The following is a 16,788-nucleotide window of genomic DNA, read 5'->3' as shown; positions in this document are numbered from 1 at the left end:
CCATGGCCGGCACAGGCGATAGCAGGGCTCAGCCCGGCCTGCGCAAGGTCTTTTGCTTGAGGATATACAGGCTCACCAGCACCGCACTGGTGAGCATGAACGCCCTGGCCCAGAACAGCGGCACCAGGTAGCAGGACAGGCCGATGCTCGCCCACATCAGGCCGATGGCGTAGACCTTGCCCTTGAGCGGTATGCCTTCGCCGCTCAGGTAGTCACGGATCCACGGTCCCAGCTTGGGGTGGTTGACCAGCCAATCGTGAAAGCGCGGCGAGCTGCGGGCGAAACAGGCCGCCGCCAGCAGCAGGAACGGGGTGGTGGGCAACACCGGCAAGAAGATCCCCAGCACCCCCAGCGCAACACTGAGCCAGCCGATGGCCAGCAGCAGGTAGCGCACGGCCGACTCAGTGGTGGCGTGGCTTGAGCAGCGCCGGCTTTTCGTCTGGAGCGTGCAGCAGCAGGAACAGCGCGCTCAGCGCTTCCGGGATTTGCACGATCATGTCGTCCTGCAGGTTGGCATTGCTGGCGATGTCGGCGAACTCAGGCTGTTCGTCGAACAGACCGGAACCGACCATGATCGGCAGCAGCATCTCGCTGACTTCTTCCTCGGCGTCCTCGAACCAGGCCTCTTCGCGCAGGAACACGCCTTCCATGAAGCCGATGCACCAGCCACGCAGGTCGGAATCGTCCGGCTCGTCGGTCAGGTCCAGGTCGCAGGGCAGGTCGAATTCCTCGTCGCTGGCCAGCTGGCGGGCGATGTGGCCTTTGAGGGCCACCAGCGTCGCTTCGATCTCGGTGCGCTGGGCATCGCTGGCGTAATGGGGCTCTTCGGCAAACAGCGCGTCGATCCATTCACGCTCGGGGACGTCCTCGGAGCAGATCGACAGCGCGGTCAGGTAGCCGTGTGCGGCGACGTAGTCCAGCGCTTCTTCGTGCAGCTCATCGGCGTCGAGGAAGGCTTGCAGGCGGGTCAGTTGCTCGGCGAAGGACATTACAGGGCTACCTTGGGGAATAAACGATAGTGAATTCTAGCACCTTGCGGCGGCAGCGGGGCAAAGGGAACGTCTGTCACCGGGCATCCTGTGCGGGCCGTCACTACGGTATACTCCGCCGTTTTTCATCCAGGGCCGGGTTTTCCCCGGCCATCTGGCAAAAGCCGCTTACGCTTTTAGCGTGTGCGGAGCGGGTTTATCGTCCAGCCTGTGTCCAGGATGGTACGGCGATTTGTGGAGTTGCACATGCTCGAACAGGCTCAGCGCGTTCTCAAGGATATCTTCGGTTACGACAGTTTCCGTGGGCGCCAGGCAGCGATCATCGAATGCGTGGCCAATGGCGGCGATGCCTTGGTGCTGATGCCTACCGGCGGCGGCAAGTCCCTGTGCTTCCAGGTGCCTGGCTTGTTGCGCCCGGGCCTGACGGTGGTGGTGTCGCCGCTGATCGCGCTGATGGACGACCAGGTCGCCACCCTCGACGAACTCGGTGTCGCCGCCGCAGCGCTCAACTCCACCCTGAGCCCGGAGCAGCAGCGTGACCTGGCCGGGCGCCTGCGCCGTGGCGAAGTGAAGATGCTCTACCTGGCGCCGGAGCGCCTGGTGCAGCCGCGCATGCTGGACTTCCTGCGCGGCCTTGACATTGCGCTGTTCGCCATCGATGAAGCCCACTGCGTCTCGCAATGGGGCCATGACTTCCGCCCGGAGTACCTGCAGCTCGGGCAACTGGCCGAACTGTTCCCCCATGTGCCGCGCATCGCCCTGACCGCCACCGCCGACATGCGGACCCGCGAGGAGATCGTCCAGCGCCTGCACCTGCAGGGCGCCGAGCGCTTCCTGTCGAGCTTCGACCGGCCGAACATCTTCTACCGCATCGTGCCCAAGGAGGCGCCACGCAAGCAGTTGATGGCCTTCCTCGGCGAGCGGCGTGGCAACGCCGGCATCGTCTACTGCCTGTCGCGCAAGAAGGTCGATGAAACCGCAGCGTTCCTCTGCGAGCAGGGTTTCCCGGCGTTGCCCTACCACGCCGGCCTTGCCGCCGAGACGCGCGCCGCCAACCAGCATCGCTTCCTCAACGAGGAAGGGCTGATCATGGTCGCCACCATTGCCTTCGGCATGGGGATCGACAAGCCCAACGTACGCTTCGTTGCCCACCTCGACTTGCCCAAGTCGCTCGAGGCCTATTACCAGGAAACCGGCCGTGCCGGCCGCGACGGCTTGCCATCGGATGCCTGGATGGCCTACGGCCTGCAGGACATGGTGATGCTCAAGCAGATGCTGCAGAACTCCGAGGGTGACGAGCGCCACAAGCGCATCGAGCAGCACAAGCTCGACGCCATGCTGGCCCTGTGCGAAGAAACCCGCTGCCGCCGCCAGGCACTGCTGGCCTATTTCGACGAGATCCTCGAGCAACCCTGTGGCCACTGCGACAACTGCGTCGACCAGATCCAGACCTGGGACGCCACCGAGCCGGCCCGCCAGGCGTTGTCGGCCGTGTTCCGCACTGGCCAGCGCTACGGCGTTGGCCATCTGGTCGATGTGCTGCTGGGCAAGGACACCGAGAAAGTACGCAACTTCGGCCATGAGAAGCTATCGGTGTTCGGGGTCGGCAAGGGCCTGGCCGAAGCCGAATGGCGTTCGTTGTTCCGTCAGCTGGTGGCACGCGGCCTGGTCGACATCGACCTGGAAGGCTACGGTGGCTTGCGCCTGTCCGACAGCTGCCGGCCGCTGCTGCGCGGCGAGGTTAACCTGCAGCTGCGCCGCGACCTCAAGCCACAGACCGTGGCCAAGACGTCGACCAGCGGCGGCAGCCCGGCCAGCCAGCTGGTACGCACCGAGGAGCGCGAACTGTGGGAGGCGCTGCGCACCCTGCGGCGCAAGCTGGCCGAAGAGCACAGCGTGCCACCCTACGTCATCTTCCCCGATTCCACCCTGCTGGAAATGCTCCGCAGCCAGCCGACCAGCCTCAGCGACATGGCACAGGTCAGCGGCGTCGGTGCGCGCAAGCTGGAGCGCTATGGCCAGGCCTTCCTCGAAGTGCTCAACGGTGCGGGTGGCACCGAAGAGGCGCCGAAGGTGGTGCTCGACCTGCGCCACGAACTGGTCAGCCTGGCCCGCGCCGGCATGACCCCGGCGCAGATCGCCGGGCAGCTCAACTGCAGCGAGAAGAATGTCTACAGCCTGCTGGCCGAGGCCCTGGGCCGCCAGGAGCTGAGCCTGGAGCAGGCGCTGGACTTGCCGGAAGACCTGATGATGGAGGTGCAGGACGCCTTCCTCGACGGCGAGGGCGAGCTGCCGCCGGTATCGGCGATTGCCCCGTTGTTCGGCGCACGGGTGCCGGAAGGCGTGCTGTACTGCGTGCGTGCGGCATTGGCAGCGGAGTTCGAGCTTTGAAGGGCGGCATTTCCGTCAACTGCTGATGTTTGTCATCCTTTTTGACGATTATCAGACGTTTCCGCGGCGGCCAGCCTTGCCTGATGCCCCGGAGCATGGTTAGCTGACTAATAATTAGTTCTAGTCTATGAGTTGCCTATGCCCCTGACTGACAACCAACACCGCTTCGGCATGCAGCTGGCGCAGATGTCCCGCGGCTGGCGTGCCGAGCTGGACCGCCGCCTGGCCGGGCTCAACCTGTCACAGGCACGCTGGCTGGTGTTGTTGCACCTCGCTCGCTTCGAACAAGCGCCCACCCAGCGTGAGCTGGCGCAGAGCGTGGGCGTCGAAGGCCCGACCCTGGCGCGGCTGCTCGACAGCCTGGAAAGCCAGGGGCTGGTGCGTCGCCAGGCGGTGCTGGAGGACCGGCGGGCGAAGAAGATCCTGCTGTGCCCACCGGCCAAACCGCTGATCGAGCAGATCGAGACCATCGCCAATGCCCTGCGCCTGGAGCTGTTCACGGGCGTCGATGAGGCCGATCTTGAAGTGTGCATGCGGGTGCATGCCAAGATCCTCGCCAACCTGGAAAAATCCTGACTCCCGAGGGGGCCGCCAGGCGGCCCCGGCGATCTAGAAGGTATGCCCCAGGTTCAGGTACACCGCCTGCTCGTTCGCCGTGTTGGCCCCATAACTCAGGTTCAACGGCCCCAACGGCGTCTCCAGCCCCAGGAAGATGCTCGCGGCATTGATGTAACCACTGTCGAATTCGTTGTCGTTGTTCCACACCCGCCCACGTTCCAGCGACCCGCCGATATACAGCGGGAAGTCCAGCGGCAGATAGGCCCGCGGAGTCAGGCGCCGGTAGTACACCATCCGCAGCAGGCTCACGTTCTGCCCTGACACCGAGTCCTGGCGGAAGCCGGAGAGTTCCCTCGCGCCGCCCATCACGAAGCTTGAGATCACCACCTCGGTAGCGTCCAGCGTACGCCCATAGCGGCCACCCAGCACGAAGGTGTTCGGGCCAATGCTGAATGCCTTGTCCAGGTTCAGCAGCCACTGGCGGTAGTCCTCGTCCGAATCCAGCGACTTGTCATATTTGCGCACGGTCAGGCCGATGTCCTCACCGTTGTGCGGGAAGTACACGTTGTCGAGGGTGTCGAACGAGTATTTCAGCTCGTAAAAGCCTTCGTTGAAGCTGACCGAGGGCAGGTCCTGATCGCCGATACGCACTTCGGCCTCGCCCCAGGCCTTGCCGACACCCAGGCGCACTTCGCCGGAGGTGCCGATCTGGCGACCCACATTGAGGCCGAAACCGTAGCGCTCGAGCCGGTATTCGGCAATCGGGTCGTTGTCCAGGCTCGCTTCGATGTTCTGTGAGCCAAGGTCCAGGTAAGGCGCGACGAAGTAGCGCGAGCCTACATCCAGCGGCTGGTAGAACTCACTGTAGAGCTCCTGCTGGTCGCCGATCTGGGCGCGTGTCAGCCACTCCGCGCCCAAGCGGTTGATGCCGTTCATGCGGTAGCTGGCGCCGAGGTTGAAGGCACTGTCACCGCGCAGGTCGTCGGACAGGTTCAGGCCCAGGCGCAGGTAGTCGGTGCCGCCGCGCTTGCCGCGGGCATTGATCACCAGGGTGTTGTCATCGCCCTTGTGCACCACGCGGTACTGCACCCGGTCGAAGTAGTCCAGGCCATACAGGGTGCCCATGTCGGTCTGCAGACGGCCCAGCGCCAGCGGCTCGCCGATGGGCTGGCGGATGTAGTAGCGGATCACGTCATCGCTGACTTTCGAGTCGTTCTCTATCCTGATCGCAGTGATCACCGGCGTGCGCTGGCCCGGTGAGCGGGCCACGGCCAGGCTGGCGTCATGCTCCGGTTGGCGCAACGCGGCCAGGCGCGTATCGAGCAGGCGAGTCGCGCGGTAGCCGGCGTCGATCATGTCGTGGGCACGGCCGAAATCGGTGACGCCAAAAGCTGCCAGCTGCGGCTGTATGAGGATGTCGTCGCGGTGCAGGCTGGCCAGCTGCTCCTCGGAGTTGCGCCGGGTCATGAGGGTGATCGACTGGTTGAGCACGTCGACCACCGTGGCCAGTTGCTTGCGGTCACGCAGCGGGGTGCCGATGTCGACCACGATGGCCAGGTCGACGCCCATTTCCCGGGCCACGTCGAGCGGGATGTTGTCGACCATGCCGCCATCCACCAGCAGGCGACCGTCGAGTTCGACCGGGGCGAATACCGCCGGGATCGACATGCTGGCGCGAATCACCTGCGGCAGGTGGCCACGGCTGAACACCACCTTTTCGCCGCTGGCGATGTCGGTGGCCACGGCGCGGAAGGGGATTGGCAGCTTGTCGAAGTCGCGGGTGTCGGCAGTGTGGGCAAGCTTGCTTTCCAGCAGCAGCGCCAGGTTCTGGCCCTGGATCACCCCCAGCGGCAGGCCGAGGCTGCCGTCGTCGCGAAAACTCAGCTTCTGCTTGACCAGGAAGTCACGGTCATCCTGCTTGCGCCGGAACGGCACGTCCCTGCGCGGTGGCGCATCGGACAGCGCCTGTTGCCAGTCCAGCGTGGTGGCGAGTTTCTCCAGTTCCTCGACGCTGTAGCCGGAGGCGTACAGCCCGCCCACCACCGCGCCCATACTGGTGCCGGCGATGGCGTCGATGCGCACGCCCTGTTCCTCCAGTGCCTTGAGCACGCCAATATGAGCCAGGCCACGGGCCGCGCCGCCAGACAGCACCAGGCCGACCTTGGGGCGGGCGGGCTCGGCGGCAAATACGGTGAGGGTGGTGAGCGTCAGCAAAAAGCAGAGCAGCAGGCGGCGCATCGTGAGTCTCAAACCGAAGGCTAAAGACCGCTAGTATAAGCGGCCCCTCACCTGGAGATGCTTCAGCATGGCCGACAACAAGCCGGAAATCGTCATCACTTATTGCACGCAATGCCAATGGCTGCTGCGCGCCGCCTGGCTGGCCCAGGAACTGCTCAGCACCTTCGGCGACGACCTTGGCCGGGTGGCGCTGGAGCCTGGCACCGGCGGCATCTTCCGCATAACCTGCGATGCCGTGCAGATCTGGGAACGCAAGGTTGACGGTGGCTTCCCCGAGGCCAAGGTGCTGAAGCAGCGTGTGCGCGACCAGATCGACCCGCAGCGCGACCTGGGCCATAACGATCGTTGATCAGGCGCCCTCGGCCGCGACCTTGTGCCGCGGCGGTTGCTCGGCGGCCATGCGGCTCGACAGCACGATGGCGAAAATGATCAGCACGCCGCCCAGCAGCATGCGCAGGGTGGGCGTTTCGGCGAACACCGCCCAGGCCACGGCGATGCCGTAGACCGGTTCCATGGCAAAGACCACGGCGGCGGTGCGCGCCTTGATCACCCCCAGGCTGGCCACGAACAGGCTGTGGGCGACGCCGGTGCAGAAGATGCCGAGCAGGGCGATCCACAGCCAGTCCATGCGTTCCACCTGGCTCAAGCCTGGGCCGGCGAAAGGCAGCAGGCACAGGCCGACCACCAGGTTTTGCCACAGCGCTGCCTGCACGGCCGGCAAACGGCCGGAGCCGGCGCGGTTGGTCAGTGACAGCAGCGAGAACAACAAACCGGAGAGCAAGGCCCAGAGCAGGCCACCGGTGGCCTGGCTGGCCAGGTCGAACTGTGGGGTGACCAGTATCAGGCCGATGCTGACCAGCACCACCAGCACACCTTCGTTGCGGCGGATGCGCTCGCGGAACAGCAGGCCTTCGAGGATCACGGTGAACGCCGGGAAGCTGGCGAAACCCAGGGTGGCGATGGCCACGCCGCCGACCTTCACGGCGATGAAGAAGCTGACCCAATGGCCTGCCAGCAGCACGCCGCCGAGCAGCAGGCGGCGTATGTCATGGCCATTCAGGCGTCGCCAGCCGGGGCCGGTGAGGCTGGCGAACAATGCCAGGGCCAGCACGGCAAAGGCGGCGCGGCCGAAGACGATGATCGTCGGGCTGGCACTGGTGGCCAGTTTGCCGAACACCCCGGTCAGGCCGAAGAACAGCGCGCCGATGTGCAGGGCGCCGAGGGCGGTGCGATGGTTCATGCTGAGTCCTTGCTCAAATCTTTAACGGCTGTGCCGGCCTCATCGCGGATAAATCCGCTCCTACACGGTATCTTCAGGCGCGGATTCATCCGCGATACACGGTGCCTTCAGACGCGGGTTTATCCGCGATACACGGTGCCTTCAGGCGCGGATTCATCCCCGATACACCGTACCTGTAGGAGCGGATTTATCCGCGATGAGGCCGGTGCAGCACAGTGTAAGGCCACAGGCGATCCCTTTCTGTCGCCATCCTGTCGTCAGTTGTCGCCAGGCGCTCGCCGCATGGCCAGCGGCGAGCAACCAAACGCCCGCAGCATCGCCGCTGAAAATGCACTCTGCGAGCTGTACCCCACCTGCGCCGCAATTTCCCCCATCGGCAGCAAGGTCTGCGTGACCAGCCGCCTGGCCTTGAGCAGGCGTCGCTGGCGAATGTAGTCCATTGGCGTCATGCCACATTCGGCGCTGAACCGTGCATGCAACCGGGTACTGGACAAGCCGGCGATGCGCGCCAGGTCGGCCACCTGCAATGGGTACGCTGCGTGCTGTTCGATATGCACATCGAACGCGGCGTAGGGCAGGCGACGGCTGGGCGTGACGATGGCCGAAGCGCTGGGGTTGAGGCTGGCCAACAACAGTACCGCGCCTTGCCGGGCAATCAGCGGGTCGTCCATGGGGCTCGCTGCCAGCCAGTCCACCAGTTGCTGCTGGCGCTCGTTCAGCCCGCGTGCGCCAGGCTGGTCGAGCAGGCGCCGGCTGGCATCGGCATGCGCCCCCAGCTGCTCGTGCAGCCAGTGTTCGTCCGGTACATCCAGCACCAGGCAATCGCTGCCGAGGTCACTGCCGCACGTGTGGTGAGCGCCAGCGGGCACCACCACCAGCCCCTGGCGGGCGACCTTGGCGCTGTGGCCCTGCACCTCGAAGTCCAGGCGGCCGTGCAGGCCGAACACCAGCTGCGGGTGTGCGTGACTGTGGGCGATCAGCTCATCGCGGTAATGACGCATGGATAGTATCGGGCCGGCCATGGGGCTTCCTCGTGGGGCTGCCCGCCATTGTGCCGCATTCCTGGCAGACCATCACTCGTCACATCCCTGCCACCAGCCTGTCACCTGCGCCTGCCAGTCTCCAGCAAACAGCGCCGGAGCCTGCCCATGACCCATGTCGAACTTTCTCGCCCGTCACGCAAGCAGCGCGTGCGCACGCTGTGGATATCCGATGTGCACCTGGGCACGCGAGACTGCCAGGCCGAACACCTGTCGCAGTTCCTCAAGGGTTACCAGGCCGACCGTATCTACCTGGTGGGCGATATCATCGATGGCTGGAAGCTGCGCAGCGGCATTTATTGGCCGCAAGCCCACACCAATGTGATCCGCCGCTTGCTGACCATGAGCAAGCGCGGCACCGAGGTGATCTACGTCACCGGCAACCATGACGAATTCCTGCGCCGTTACTCGAAGCTGATGCTGGGCAACATCCAGCTGGTGGACGAGGCCGAGCACCTGACCGCCGATGGCCGTCGCCTGCTGGTGGTGCATGGCGACCAGTTCGACGTGATCACCCGCTATCACCGCTGGCTGGCCTTTCTTGGCGACCGTGCCTACGAGTTCACCCTGGTGCTCAACCGCTGGCTCAACCATTGGCGTGCCCGCTATGGGTATGGCTACTGGTCGCTGTCGGCGTACCTCAAGCACAAGGTCAAGGGGGCGGTGAACTTCATCAGCGACTTCGAGAATGCGATTGCCCATGAATGCACCCGTCGCGGTTTTCACGGGGTGGTGTGCGGGCATATCCACCATGCCGAGATCCGCCAGGTGGGGGAGGTGGAGTACCTCAACTGCGGCGATTGGGTGGAATCGTGCACGGCGCTGATCGAGCATTGGGATGGCAGCATCGCGTTGTATCGGCTGGCCGATGCCCAGGCGCGGCTGGCCGCGCAAGCTGCTGCGGTGCGCGAGCCGGCATGAGCCGGCTGCGCCCTCAGGCTAGAGGCTGATCCTGCCGAGCAGGATGTCGCGGAACATGGCGAAGTCGCCAATCAGGCTGTACCAGGGGTGACTGAAGGTCGCCGGCCGGTTCTTCTCGAAAAAGAAATGCCCCACCCAGGCGAAGCCGTAGCCGCAGATCGGTACCGCCAGCAGCAACAACCACTTGCCACTGCCAAGGGTGTAGGCCAGCAAGGCAATCACCAGGCTGGTGCCGACAAAGTGCAGGCGCCGGCAGGTGGGGTTGCTGTGCTCGCCCAGGTAATAGGGATAGAACTCGGCAAAACTGCGAAACTGCGCTGTGCGGGTCATGGGCAGTGCTCCGGGATTATCACTTTTGGACAGGATACACGGCGTGGAGCCTGAATCGAGTCTAGAGTCATTGGCGGGGCCGGCCAGTGACAATAGGCGCCAAATGAGTATCCTTGAGGTTCACCGCATGAAGCGGTCCGTACAAGAAGCCTGCCATGAGTGAGAGAACCACGTCAGCCAGCTGGGCATCAGGGATTGTGAAGGCGCTGGAGCTCGAAGGGCTCGATTGCCCGGCGATGTTCGAGCAGCTGGGGTTGGATTTCGCCGCACTCGACGATCCGGATGCACGCTTTCCGCAGGACGCCATGACCCGCCTCTGGCAGCTCGCGGTCGAACTGTCGGGCAACGAGGCGATTGGCCTGAACATGGCGCGGGTGGTGCGCCCGGCTTCGTTCCATGTGGTGGGTTACGCGCTGATGTCCAGCCGCACCCTGGCCGAAGGCTTCGAGCGGCTGGTGCGTTACCAACGCATCATTGCCGAAAGCTCCGACCTGAGTTTCACCCTTGGCCCTGAAGGCTATTCGCTGATTCTGACCGTGCATGGCGATCACCTGCCCCCCACCCGCCACAGCGCGGAAGCGTCACTGGCCTGCGCGCTGGCCTTGTGCAAATGGCTCAGTGGCCGGCCGGTGCAGCCGCGGCGGGTGCTGGTACAAGGGCCGCAGCCGAAGGATATCGAGCCGTACAAGGTGGCCTTTCATTCCCCGCTGGTATTCGGCGCTCCGCACGATGCCCTGGTATTCGAACGGGCCGACATGGAAGCGCCATTGCCCACTGCCAACGAAGCCATGGCCATCCTGCATGACCGCTTTGCTGGCGAGTACCTGGCGCGTTTTTCCGAAAGCCGCGTGACCCATAGGGTGCGCCAGGTGCTGTGCCGTATCCTGCCCCAGGGCGAACCCAAGCGTGAAACCCTGGCCCAGGCCCTGCACCTGTCCCAGCGCACCCTGCAGCGCCGTTTGCAGGAGGAGGGCACCAGCTTCCAGGCATTGCTCGACGACACCCGTCGTGAGCTCGCCGAACAGTACCTGGCCCAGCCAGGCATGACCCTGCTGGAGACCGCCTACCTGCTGGGCTTTGCCGACCCGAGCAACTTCTACCGGGCATTCCGCCGCTGGTTCGATGAGACCCCCAGCGAATACCGCGCCCGGCTGGGCGCGGAGCCTGCCGAGGTCAGTGACGCCAGAACGCCGGCATGCACAACACCAGCACGGTGATGATCTCCAGGCGGCCCAGCAGCATACCGGTAGCGAGAATCCACTTGGCGGCATCGGGCAGCGTCGAGTAGTTGCCCGAAGGACCGACCACTTCGCCCAGGCCCGGGCCAACGCCCGACACCGTTCCGGCGGCACCGGTCAGCGCGGTCATCCAGTCCACGCCCAGCAATGACAGCAGCAGCGCCATTACGCAGATGGTGATGGCGAAGAAGAACGAGAAGGTCAGGATCGAGCGCACGATCTCTTCGTCCAGGCGATGGCCGTTGTATTTCTGCTTGATCACCGCGCGCGGGTGGATCAGCTGGTTGAGGCTCGCCTTGAGCAGGATGTAGGCGACCTGGAAACGGAAGATCTTGATGCCGCCGGCCGTCGAGCCAGAGCAGCCACCGACGAAGCCCAGGTAGAAGAACAGCATCAGCGAGAAGTTGCCCCACAGGCTGTAGTCGCCAAGCGCGAAACCCGTGGTGGTGACCACCGAGGTCACGTTCAGTGCCACGTGGCGCAGGGCATCGAGCCAGTGCAGGTTGGTGGTGTACCAGTACCAGGTGCCGAGCACGATCCAGGTCACCACCAGCATGCCCAGCAAGCCCTGCACCTGCTGGTCACGGATCAGCGCCTTGCGGTTGCCGCGCAGGGTTGCCACGTACAGCGTGAAGGGCAGGCTGCCGAGGATCATCACCACCACCGCGACCCAGTGCACGGCGGGGATGTCCCACTTGGCCAGGGACTGGTCAGAGGTGGAGAAACCGCCGGTGGAGATCGCTGACATGGCGTGGTTGATGGCATCGAACGGGCTCATGCCGGCCCACCAGAAGGCCAGTGCGCCAAAGATGGAGAAGCCGACGTACACGCCGACGATCGATTTGGCGACCATGTGCGAGCGCGGCATGACCTTTTCCGAACGGTCCGACGATTCGGTCTGGAACAGGCGCATGCCACCGATGCGCAGCAGCGGCAGGATCGCCACCGCCATGGCGATGAAGCCGATGCCACCGAGCCAGTGCAGCATCGAGCGCCACATCAGGATGCCCGGCGACATGCTGTCCAGCCCGCTGAGCACCGTGGCGCCGGTGGCGGTGATGCCGGACATGCTTTCGAAGAAGGCGTCGGTGTAGCTGATGTGCTGGGTCAGCAGGAAGGGCAGTGCGGCGAAGACGCACACCACCACCCAGCTGCTGACGGTGAGCAGGTACATGTCGCGAGGGCGCAGGTGGACGTGCTCGGGGCGCCCCTGCAGCACCATGGCCAGGCCGGCGATGAAGGTGATCAGGCTCGACCAGAGGAACGACGGCATGTCGCCGGCGCGTTCGAACACCACCAGGGTGGCCATGGGCACGACCATGCTGACCGCCAGGGTGATCAGGAAGATGCCGATGATGAAACCAATGATCCTTAAGGTCGGCAACGCCATGTGAACTGCTCTGACTCGAAACGGAAGGGCGCCATTCTACCTATGGGTCTGGTGATGTAAACGCTAGAATGGCCGCACATTTACCTGCCAGGAGGGTAGCCGATGGAGGCTCTCGACGCATTGCTCAACCGTGTTTCCGTGCCACGCCTGACCGACCCTGCACCCAACGAGGCCCAGCGTGAGGCGCTGTTCCAGGCCGCCTTGCGCGCACCGGACCACGGCCAGCTGCGGCCATGGCGCTTCCTGACCATCGAGGGCCAGGGCCGCGTCAAGCTGGGTGAGCTGTTTGCCGAAGCGTTGCAGCACAAGGGTGATGCCAGCCAGGCTGCACTGGACAAGGCGCGGGCCATGCCGCTGCGCGCGCCATTGCTGATCGTGGTGATTGCCAGGCTGCAGGACCACTACAAGGTACCGAAGTCCGAGCAGCGCCTGGCGGCAGGGTGCGCGGCCCATGGCATCCTGATTGCGGCGCATGCCCAGGGGATCGGTGCGGTTTGGCGCACTGGCGACATGGCGTTCGATGCGCATGTGCACAAAGGCTTGGGGCTGGCGGAGAACGAGGAGCTGATCGGCTACCTGTATGTCGGTACGCCGATGGCCGAGCCGCGCACGGCGCCTATCCTCGAGACTGCCGAGTACGTCAGCGCCTGGGGCGAATAACGCGCCGGATTGTTCGCGGGCAAGCCCGCTCCCACAGGTACAGCGCGGGCTTCGGGCCTGAGGCGATCCCTGTGGGCGGGTTTACCCGCGAAAGGGCCGGTAGCCCGCTGTCACTTCAACTGCCAGTCACAACTGCCAGCGGCAACTCCAGGCGGGCCACGAACCCACCCTGCGGGTGATTCTCCAGTAGCAGGCTGCCGCCATGGCGCTCCGCCGCCTTGCGCGCAATCGCCAGCCCCAGCCCATGCCCTGCCGCTTCCTGCCCCGGCGCCCGGAAGAATGGCTCACCCAACTGCGCCAGGTGCTCCGGCGCCGCCCCCGGCCCATGGTCGCGCACACTCAGCACGATCTTGTCCTGCTCGCGCTGCGCGCTGATCTCGATCGGCTGCCCTTGCGGGGTGAAGCGCAGGGCATTGCGCACCAGGTTGTCCACGGCACGCTCGATCAGCGTCGGCCAGCCTTGCAGCGTCAGCCCCGGCTGCGCCTCCAGCTTCACCTCCTGCTCTGGAGCACTGAGCTGAGCGTCCTTGCGCACGCTGCCGAGCAAGGCGTTGAGGTCGACAGGCTCGGCGTGGGCCTGCTCGGCATCGACCCGGGCCAGCGTCAGGATTTCGCTGATCAGGTCTTCCAGGCGGTCGCATTCACGGGTCAGGCGTGGCCACAGGGCCTGGCGCTGCTCGGTCTCGGCTCGCTCGGCCAGGGCCAGGGCAATGCGCAGGCGCGCCAGCGGCGAACGCAGCTCGTGGGACACGTCACGCAGCAACTGGCGCTGGCTGCCGATCAGGCTCTGCAGGCGCGCACCCATCTTGTTGAAGTCTTTGGCCAGCACACCGAACTCGTCACGCCGGGCAGCCAGGCGGGCCAGGCTGTTCTGTTGGTAGCTGGTTTGGCCAAGGTCGTGCACGGCGCCGCGCAGGCGGTTCAGGGGGCGGGTGATCGACAGGGTCACCAGCAGGCTGAACAAGGTCAGCACCACCAGGGCGATGCCCAGCGCACTCAACGGCCAGAGCAGGCTTTCACGGTGCCAGGCGTCCAGCTCCGGGTGCGGGATGCGGTAGATCAGCAGGTAGGTGTTGCCGGTGTCGGGGCTGGTGTATTCCTCGGTCAGGCGCCGCCACGGCAGGTGGCGCTCGTCATTGTGCTGGCGCGCCTCGAACGCCGCAGCGCGGCGCGGGAACGTACCGGGCACCACCGCATCGCCGCTGTCGTCCAGCACTTGCACATCGATCTTGTAGCGCTGCTTGCGTCGCTCGAGGAAGGCCTGGGCAGACTCCAGGCCCTCTTGCTCGTAATGCTTGGCCCAATGGCTGGCCATGGTCTTGAGGCCCGGGTGGCGGCTGAGGATCCAGGCGTCCTGGTTAAGCACGTGGCCCAGCAGGAGCGACAGGCCCGCGACCAGGGCGATAGCCAGCCAGAAACTGGCCAGGATGCGCCAGAACAGAGAACGCAAGAGCACCTCCTGAAAACGGGAAAAGCCCGGCCCGCTTGAACGCGGGCCGGGCATCGGGATCACAGCTTACTGGGCCTTGCCAGCTTTTTCAGCTTTCCAGGCCTGGAACTCCTTCCATTCAGCCTTGCGTGCTTCGCGTTCTTTCTGCAGTTCATCGAACTTCTTCTGCTGGTCAGGCTTGAGCAGCGCGCGGACTTGGCTGTCGGTCTTGTCGTGGCTGGCCTTGAGTTCGTCTTTCATGGCCTTCTGCTCGGCGGCTGGCAGCTTGTTCAGGTAGCGCTCGGTGATTTCGCGGCGGTTCTGCATCTGCTCGCCCATCAGCTTGCCGATCTGCTGGCGCTGGTCGCGGCTCAGGTCCAGTTGGGCGAAAGGCGCATCACCGCGATGATGCGGGCCGTCGTGACGCGGGCCGCCGTCAGGCATGGCCATGGCCACGGTCGGCAGGGCGGCGGCGAACATCAGGGCGATAAGGGTCTTGCGCATGGTGTCTCTCCTGTCATGGGCCGGTGGTTACCGGATGAGCTCAGTCTAGGGAGATCAAGGTCAAGCGCAGTCAGCTGACGGTAAAGGCAGGGTAAAGATGGGGCGCGGGCGGCCCCATGCTGGCTTACAGGCAGTAGTAGTAACCACGGCTACGCAGCGCGACGATCCGCGCCCGCCCATCGGCATGCGGGCCAATCTTCTTGCGCAGGTTACTGACATGCATGTCCAGGCTGCGGTCGTACAGGGTCAGCTTGCGCCCCAGGGCGATCTGCGCCAGTTCCTGCTTGTCCAGCGGCTCGCCCGGTTGGCGCAGCAGTGCTTCGAGGATGCGGCTTTCGGACAGGGTCAGGCTCATGTCGCGGCCATCGATGCTGACCACGCCGCGCACCGGGCTGAACGCCAGGTCACCGATCTCCAGCTGGGTGGTGGTGGCGGTGGGGTGGCTGCGGCGCAGCACGGCGCGCAGGCGCGCGGTGAGCTCACGGGGGTCGCAGGGCTTGGCCAGGTAATCGTCGGCGCCCAGCTCCAGGCCGAGGATGCGGTCCAGCGGTTCGCCGCGGGCCGACAGCATCAGCACCGGCAGCTCGGCATGCTCGCTGCGCAGTTGCTTGAGTAGCTCCAGGCCACTGCCATCGGGCAGCATCACATCCAGCACCACGGCCGCCGGGGCATGCTCGGCCAAGGCCTGGCGCGCGCTCACGCCATCGTGGCAGGCGCGTACCGCAAACCCTTCCTGGGTCAGCCAGCTGCCGAGCAGCTCGCAGAGTTCCTGGTCATCATCAATCAGTAACAGCTCGCTCATGACTCACTCAATTCAACCATTGACGGCGTCTTCTGTGTCCGCCAGTGGCAAAGATACCGCAGACTGAGGACAAGCGTGCACTTCGAGCCTGCAATTAGAGCGGGGCAGGCCGCGTCGCCGGCTCGATCGGCGACGCGGTGGCAATCAAGGCAGGACTTGCTTGAACGGCTTGACGACGACCTTGTCGTACACGCCGGCGGCGATGTACGGGTCGGCATCGGCCCAGGCCTGGGCGGCGGCCAGGGAGTCGAACTCGGCGACGATCAAGCTGCCGCTGAAGCCGGCTTCACCCGGGTCGTTGCTGTCGATGGCCGGGTGCGGGCCGGCCAGTACCACGCGGCCTTCGGCCTTGAGCTGCTGCAGGCGCTCAATGTGCGCCGGGCGTGCGGCCAGGCGTTTTTCCAGGGAGTTCGCGACGTCGCTGGCGATGATGGCGTAGAGCATGTCAATCCTTGGGTTTGGAGGTGGAGGGGTCGTCGTGCAGGTGACGCGACAGGTAAACACCCTGCGCCACCAGGAAGATCACGGTCATGCCCAGGCTGCCGAACACCTTGAAGTCGACCCAGAAGTCCTGGAAGGTAAAGGCAACGAACAGGTTGGCGGCGCCGCAGAACACGAAGAAGGCGACCCAGGCCACGTTCAGGCGCGACCAGATGGCGTCGGGCAGGGTCAAGGCGTGGCCCATGATGCGCTTGATCAGCACCCGGTCGCCGATGAAGTGACTACCGGCGAAGCCCAGGGCGAACAGCCAGTTGACCACCGGCGCCTTCCACTTGAGGAAGGTTTCGCTGTGAAAGGTCAGGGTCAGGCCACCGAACACCAGGCAGGCGATCAAGGTCAGCCACTGGCCCTTCTCCAGTTTGCGCTGGCGCAGGAACAGTGCGCCGTAAACCACCAGCGAGCTGATGATCAGCATCGCCGTGGCGCTGTAGATGCCGCCGAATTCGAAGCTGTGACCGGCGACGTCCACCGGGCGCGGGTCGAGCTTGTAGACGATGAAGAACAGCAGCAGCGGGATGAAATCGATGAATTGTTTCACAATGGCAGCCAGGATCGGG

At 64.9% G+C, this 16,788-nt stretch carries 18 protein-coding genes; 6 read left to right on the top strand and 12 right to left on the bottom strand.

What is annotated here, in order from left to right; genetic code table 11:
* Window positions 1–28: 28 nt before the first annotated feature.
* Window positions 29–394, bottom strand: a complete 366-nt coding sequence (locus L6D64_RS01795) for a YbaN family protein (RefSeq protein WP_054886970.1) — start codon at window positions 392–394, stop codon at window positions 29–31.
* A 7-nt stretch (window positions 395–401) separates the two neighbouring features.
* A complete protein-coding gene (locus tag L6D64_RS01790; RefSeq protein WP_054886969.1) occupies window positions 402–989 on the bottom strand; it encodes a YecA/YgfB family protein in 588 nt (195 codons plus the stop codon).
* Window positions 990–1,235: 246 nt separating this feature from the next.
* On the opposite strand from L6D64_RS01790, the gene recQ reads away from it, so the two are divergent.
* Window positions 1,236–3,380 carry a DNA helicase RecQ gene (gene recQ, locus L6D64_RS01785; RefSeq protein ID WP_176507921.1) on the top strand — a complete coding sequence of 715 codons (2,145 nt, stop codon included), beginning with the start codon at window positions 1,236–1,238 and terminating at the stop codon, window positions 3,378–3,380.
* Between the two features lie 138 nt (window positions 3,381–3,518).
* Window positions 3,519–3,956, top strand: a complete 438-nt coding sequence (locus tag L6D64_RS01780) for a MarR family transcriptional regulator (RefSeq protein ID WP_054886967.1) — start codon at window positions 3,519–3,521, stop codon at window positions 3,954–3,956.
* A 33-nt stretch (window positions 3,957–3,989) separates the two neighbouring features.
* Here the strand turns inward: L6D64_RS01780 and L6D64_RS01775 are convergent, their stop codons facing one another.
* Window positions 3,990–6,176: a patatin-like phospholipase family protein gene (locus L6D64_RS01775; RefSeq protein WP_176507922.1), complete on the bottom strand. Its 2,187-nt coding sequence runs from the start codon at window positions 6,174–6,176 to the stop codon at window positions 3,990–3,992.
* 67 nt (window positions 6,177–6,243) lie between these two features.
* Between L6D64_RS01775 and L6D64_RS01770 the strand changes: the two genes are divergently transcribed.
* Complete coding sequence (locus L6D64_RS01770) at window positions 6,244–6,525, top strand: Rdx family protein (protein WP_176507923.1); 282 nt, start codon at window positions 6,244–6,246, stop codon at window positions 6,523–6,525.
* Here the strand turns inward: L6D64_RS01770 and L6D64_RS01765 are convergent, their stop codons facing one another.
* Both L6D64_RS01765 and L6D64_RS01760 read right to left on the bottom strand, forming a co-directional pair.
* Window positions 6,526–7,416 (bottom strand): DMT family transporter, encoded by an 891-nt coding sequence (locus L6D64_RS01765; RefSeq protein WP_176507924.1) that lies wholly within the window; start codon window positions 7,414–7,416, stop codon window positions 6,526–6,528.
* A 257-nt stretch (window positions 7,417–7,673) separates the two neighbouring features.
* Complete coding sequence (locus tag L6D64_RS01760; protein WP_176507925.1) at window positions 7,674–8,438, bottom strand: helix-turn-helix domain-containing protein; 765 nt, start codon at window positions 8,436–8,438, stop codon at window positions 7,674–7,676.
* Window positions 8,439–8,564: 126 nt separating this feature from the next.
* Here L6D64_RS01760 and L6D64_RS01755 point away from each other — a divergent pair, with 126 nt between their 5' ends.
* Window positions 8,565–9,377 (top strand): UDP-2,3-diacylglucosamine diphosphatase, encoded by an 813-nt coding sequence (locus L6D64_RS01755; RefSeq protein WP_176507926.1) that lies wholly within the window; start codon window positions 8,565–8,567, stop codon window positions 9,375–9,377.
* Window positions 9,378–9,395: 18 nt separating this feature from the next.
* On the opposite strand, the gene L6D64_RS01750 is transcribed toward L6D64_RS01755, so the two are convergent.
* Window positions 9,396–9,707, bottom strand: coding sequence for an Mpo1-like protein (locus L6D64_RS01750; protein ID WP_176507927.1), 312 nt, complete (start codon window positions 9,705–9,707; stop codon window positions 9,396–9,398).
* A 155-nt stretch (window positions 9,708–9,862) separates the two neighbouring features.
* Between L6D64_RS01750 and L6D64_RS01745 the strand changes: the two genes are divergently transcribed.
* Complete coding sequence (locus L6D64_RS01745; protein ID WP_176507928.1) at window positions 9,863–10,924, top strand: AraC family transcriptional regulator; 1,062 nt, start codon at window positions 9,863–9,865, stop codon at window positions 10,922–10,924.
* Here L6D64_RS01745 and L6D64_RS01740 read toward each other — a convergent pair.
* Window positions 10,881–12,335 carry a TrkH family potassium uptake protein gene (locus L6D64_RS01740; RefSeq protein ID WP_176507929.1) on the bottom strand — a complete coding sequence of 485 codons (1,455 nt, stop codon included), beginning with the start codon at window positions 12,333–12,335 and terminating at the stop codon, window positions 10,881–10,883. The two genes, L6D64_RS01745 and L6D64_RS01740, sit on opposite strands and share 44 nt — an antisense overlap.
* Before the next feature lie 102 nt (window positions 12,336–12,437).
* Between L6D64_RS01740 and L6D64_RS01735 the strand changes: the two genes are divergently transcribed.
* A complete protein-coding gene (locus L6D64_RS01735) occupies window positions 12,438–12,995 on the top strand; it encodes a nitroreductase family protein (protein WP_176507930.1) in 558 nt (185 codons plus the stop codon).
* A gap of 115 nt (window positions 12,996–13,110) precedes the next feature.
* On the opposite strand, the gene L6D64_RS01730 is transcribed toward L6D64_RS01735, so the two are convergent.
* From L6D64_RS01730 to L6D64_RS01710, 5 genes are all read right to left on the bottom strand, one after another.
* Window positions 13,111–14,451 carry a sensor histidine kinase gene (locus L6D64_RS01730; protein WP_176507931.1) on the bottom strand — a complete coding sequence of 447 codons (1,341 nt, stop codon included), beginning with the start codon at window positions 14,449–14,451 and terminating at the stop codon, window positions 13,111–13,113.
* A gap of 60 nt (window positions 14,452–14,511) precedes the next feature.
* On the bottom strand, window positions 14,512–14,928 hold the full coding sequence (locus L6D64_RS01725) for a Spy/CpxP family protein refolding chaperone (protein WP_176507932.1): 417 nt from the start codon (window positions 14,926–14,928) through the stop codon (window positions 14,512–14,514).
* Window positions 14,929–15,052: 124 nt separating this feature from the next.
* Entirely contained in the window at window positions 15,053–15,730 is a 678-nt protein-coding gene (locus tag L6D64_RS01720; RefSeq protein ID WP_176507933.1) for a response regulator transcription factor, read from the bottom strand.
* A gap of 144 nt (window positions 15,731–15,874) precedes the next feature.
* Entirely contained in the window at window positions 15,875–16,174 is a 300-nt protein-coding gene (locus L6D64_RS01715) for a YciI family protein (RefSeq protein WP_015271283.1), read from the bottom strand.
* A gap of 1 nt (window position 16,175) precedes the next feature.
* Window positions 16,176–16,769, bottom strand: coding sequence for a septation protein A (locus L6D64_RS01710; RefSeq protein WP_186604467.1), 594 nt, complete (start codon window positions 16,767–16,769; stop codon window positions 16,176–16,178).
* Window positions 16,770–16,788 lie beyond the last annotated feature (19 nt).

Origin of the sequence: Pseudomonas urethralis (assembly GCF_021602465.1) — a bacterium.
GTDB lineage: Bacteria > Pseudomonadota > Gammaproteobacteria > Pseudomonadales > Pseudomonadaceae > Aquipseudomonas > Aquipseudomonas vlassakiae.
The sequence above is the reverse complement of the archived record's forward strand: the minus strand, read 5'-3'. Positions and strand labels throughout refer to the sequence as shown.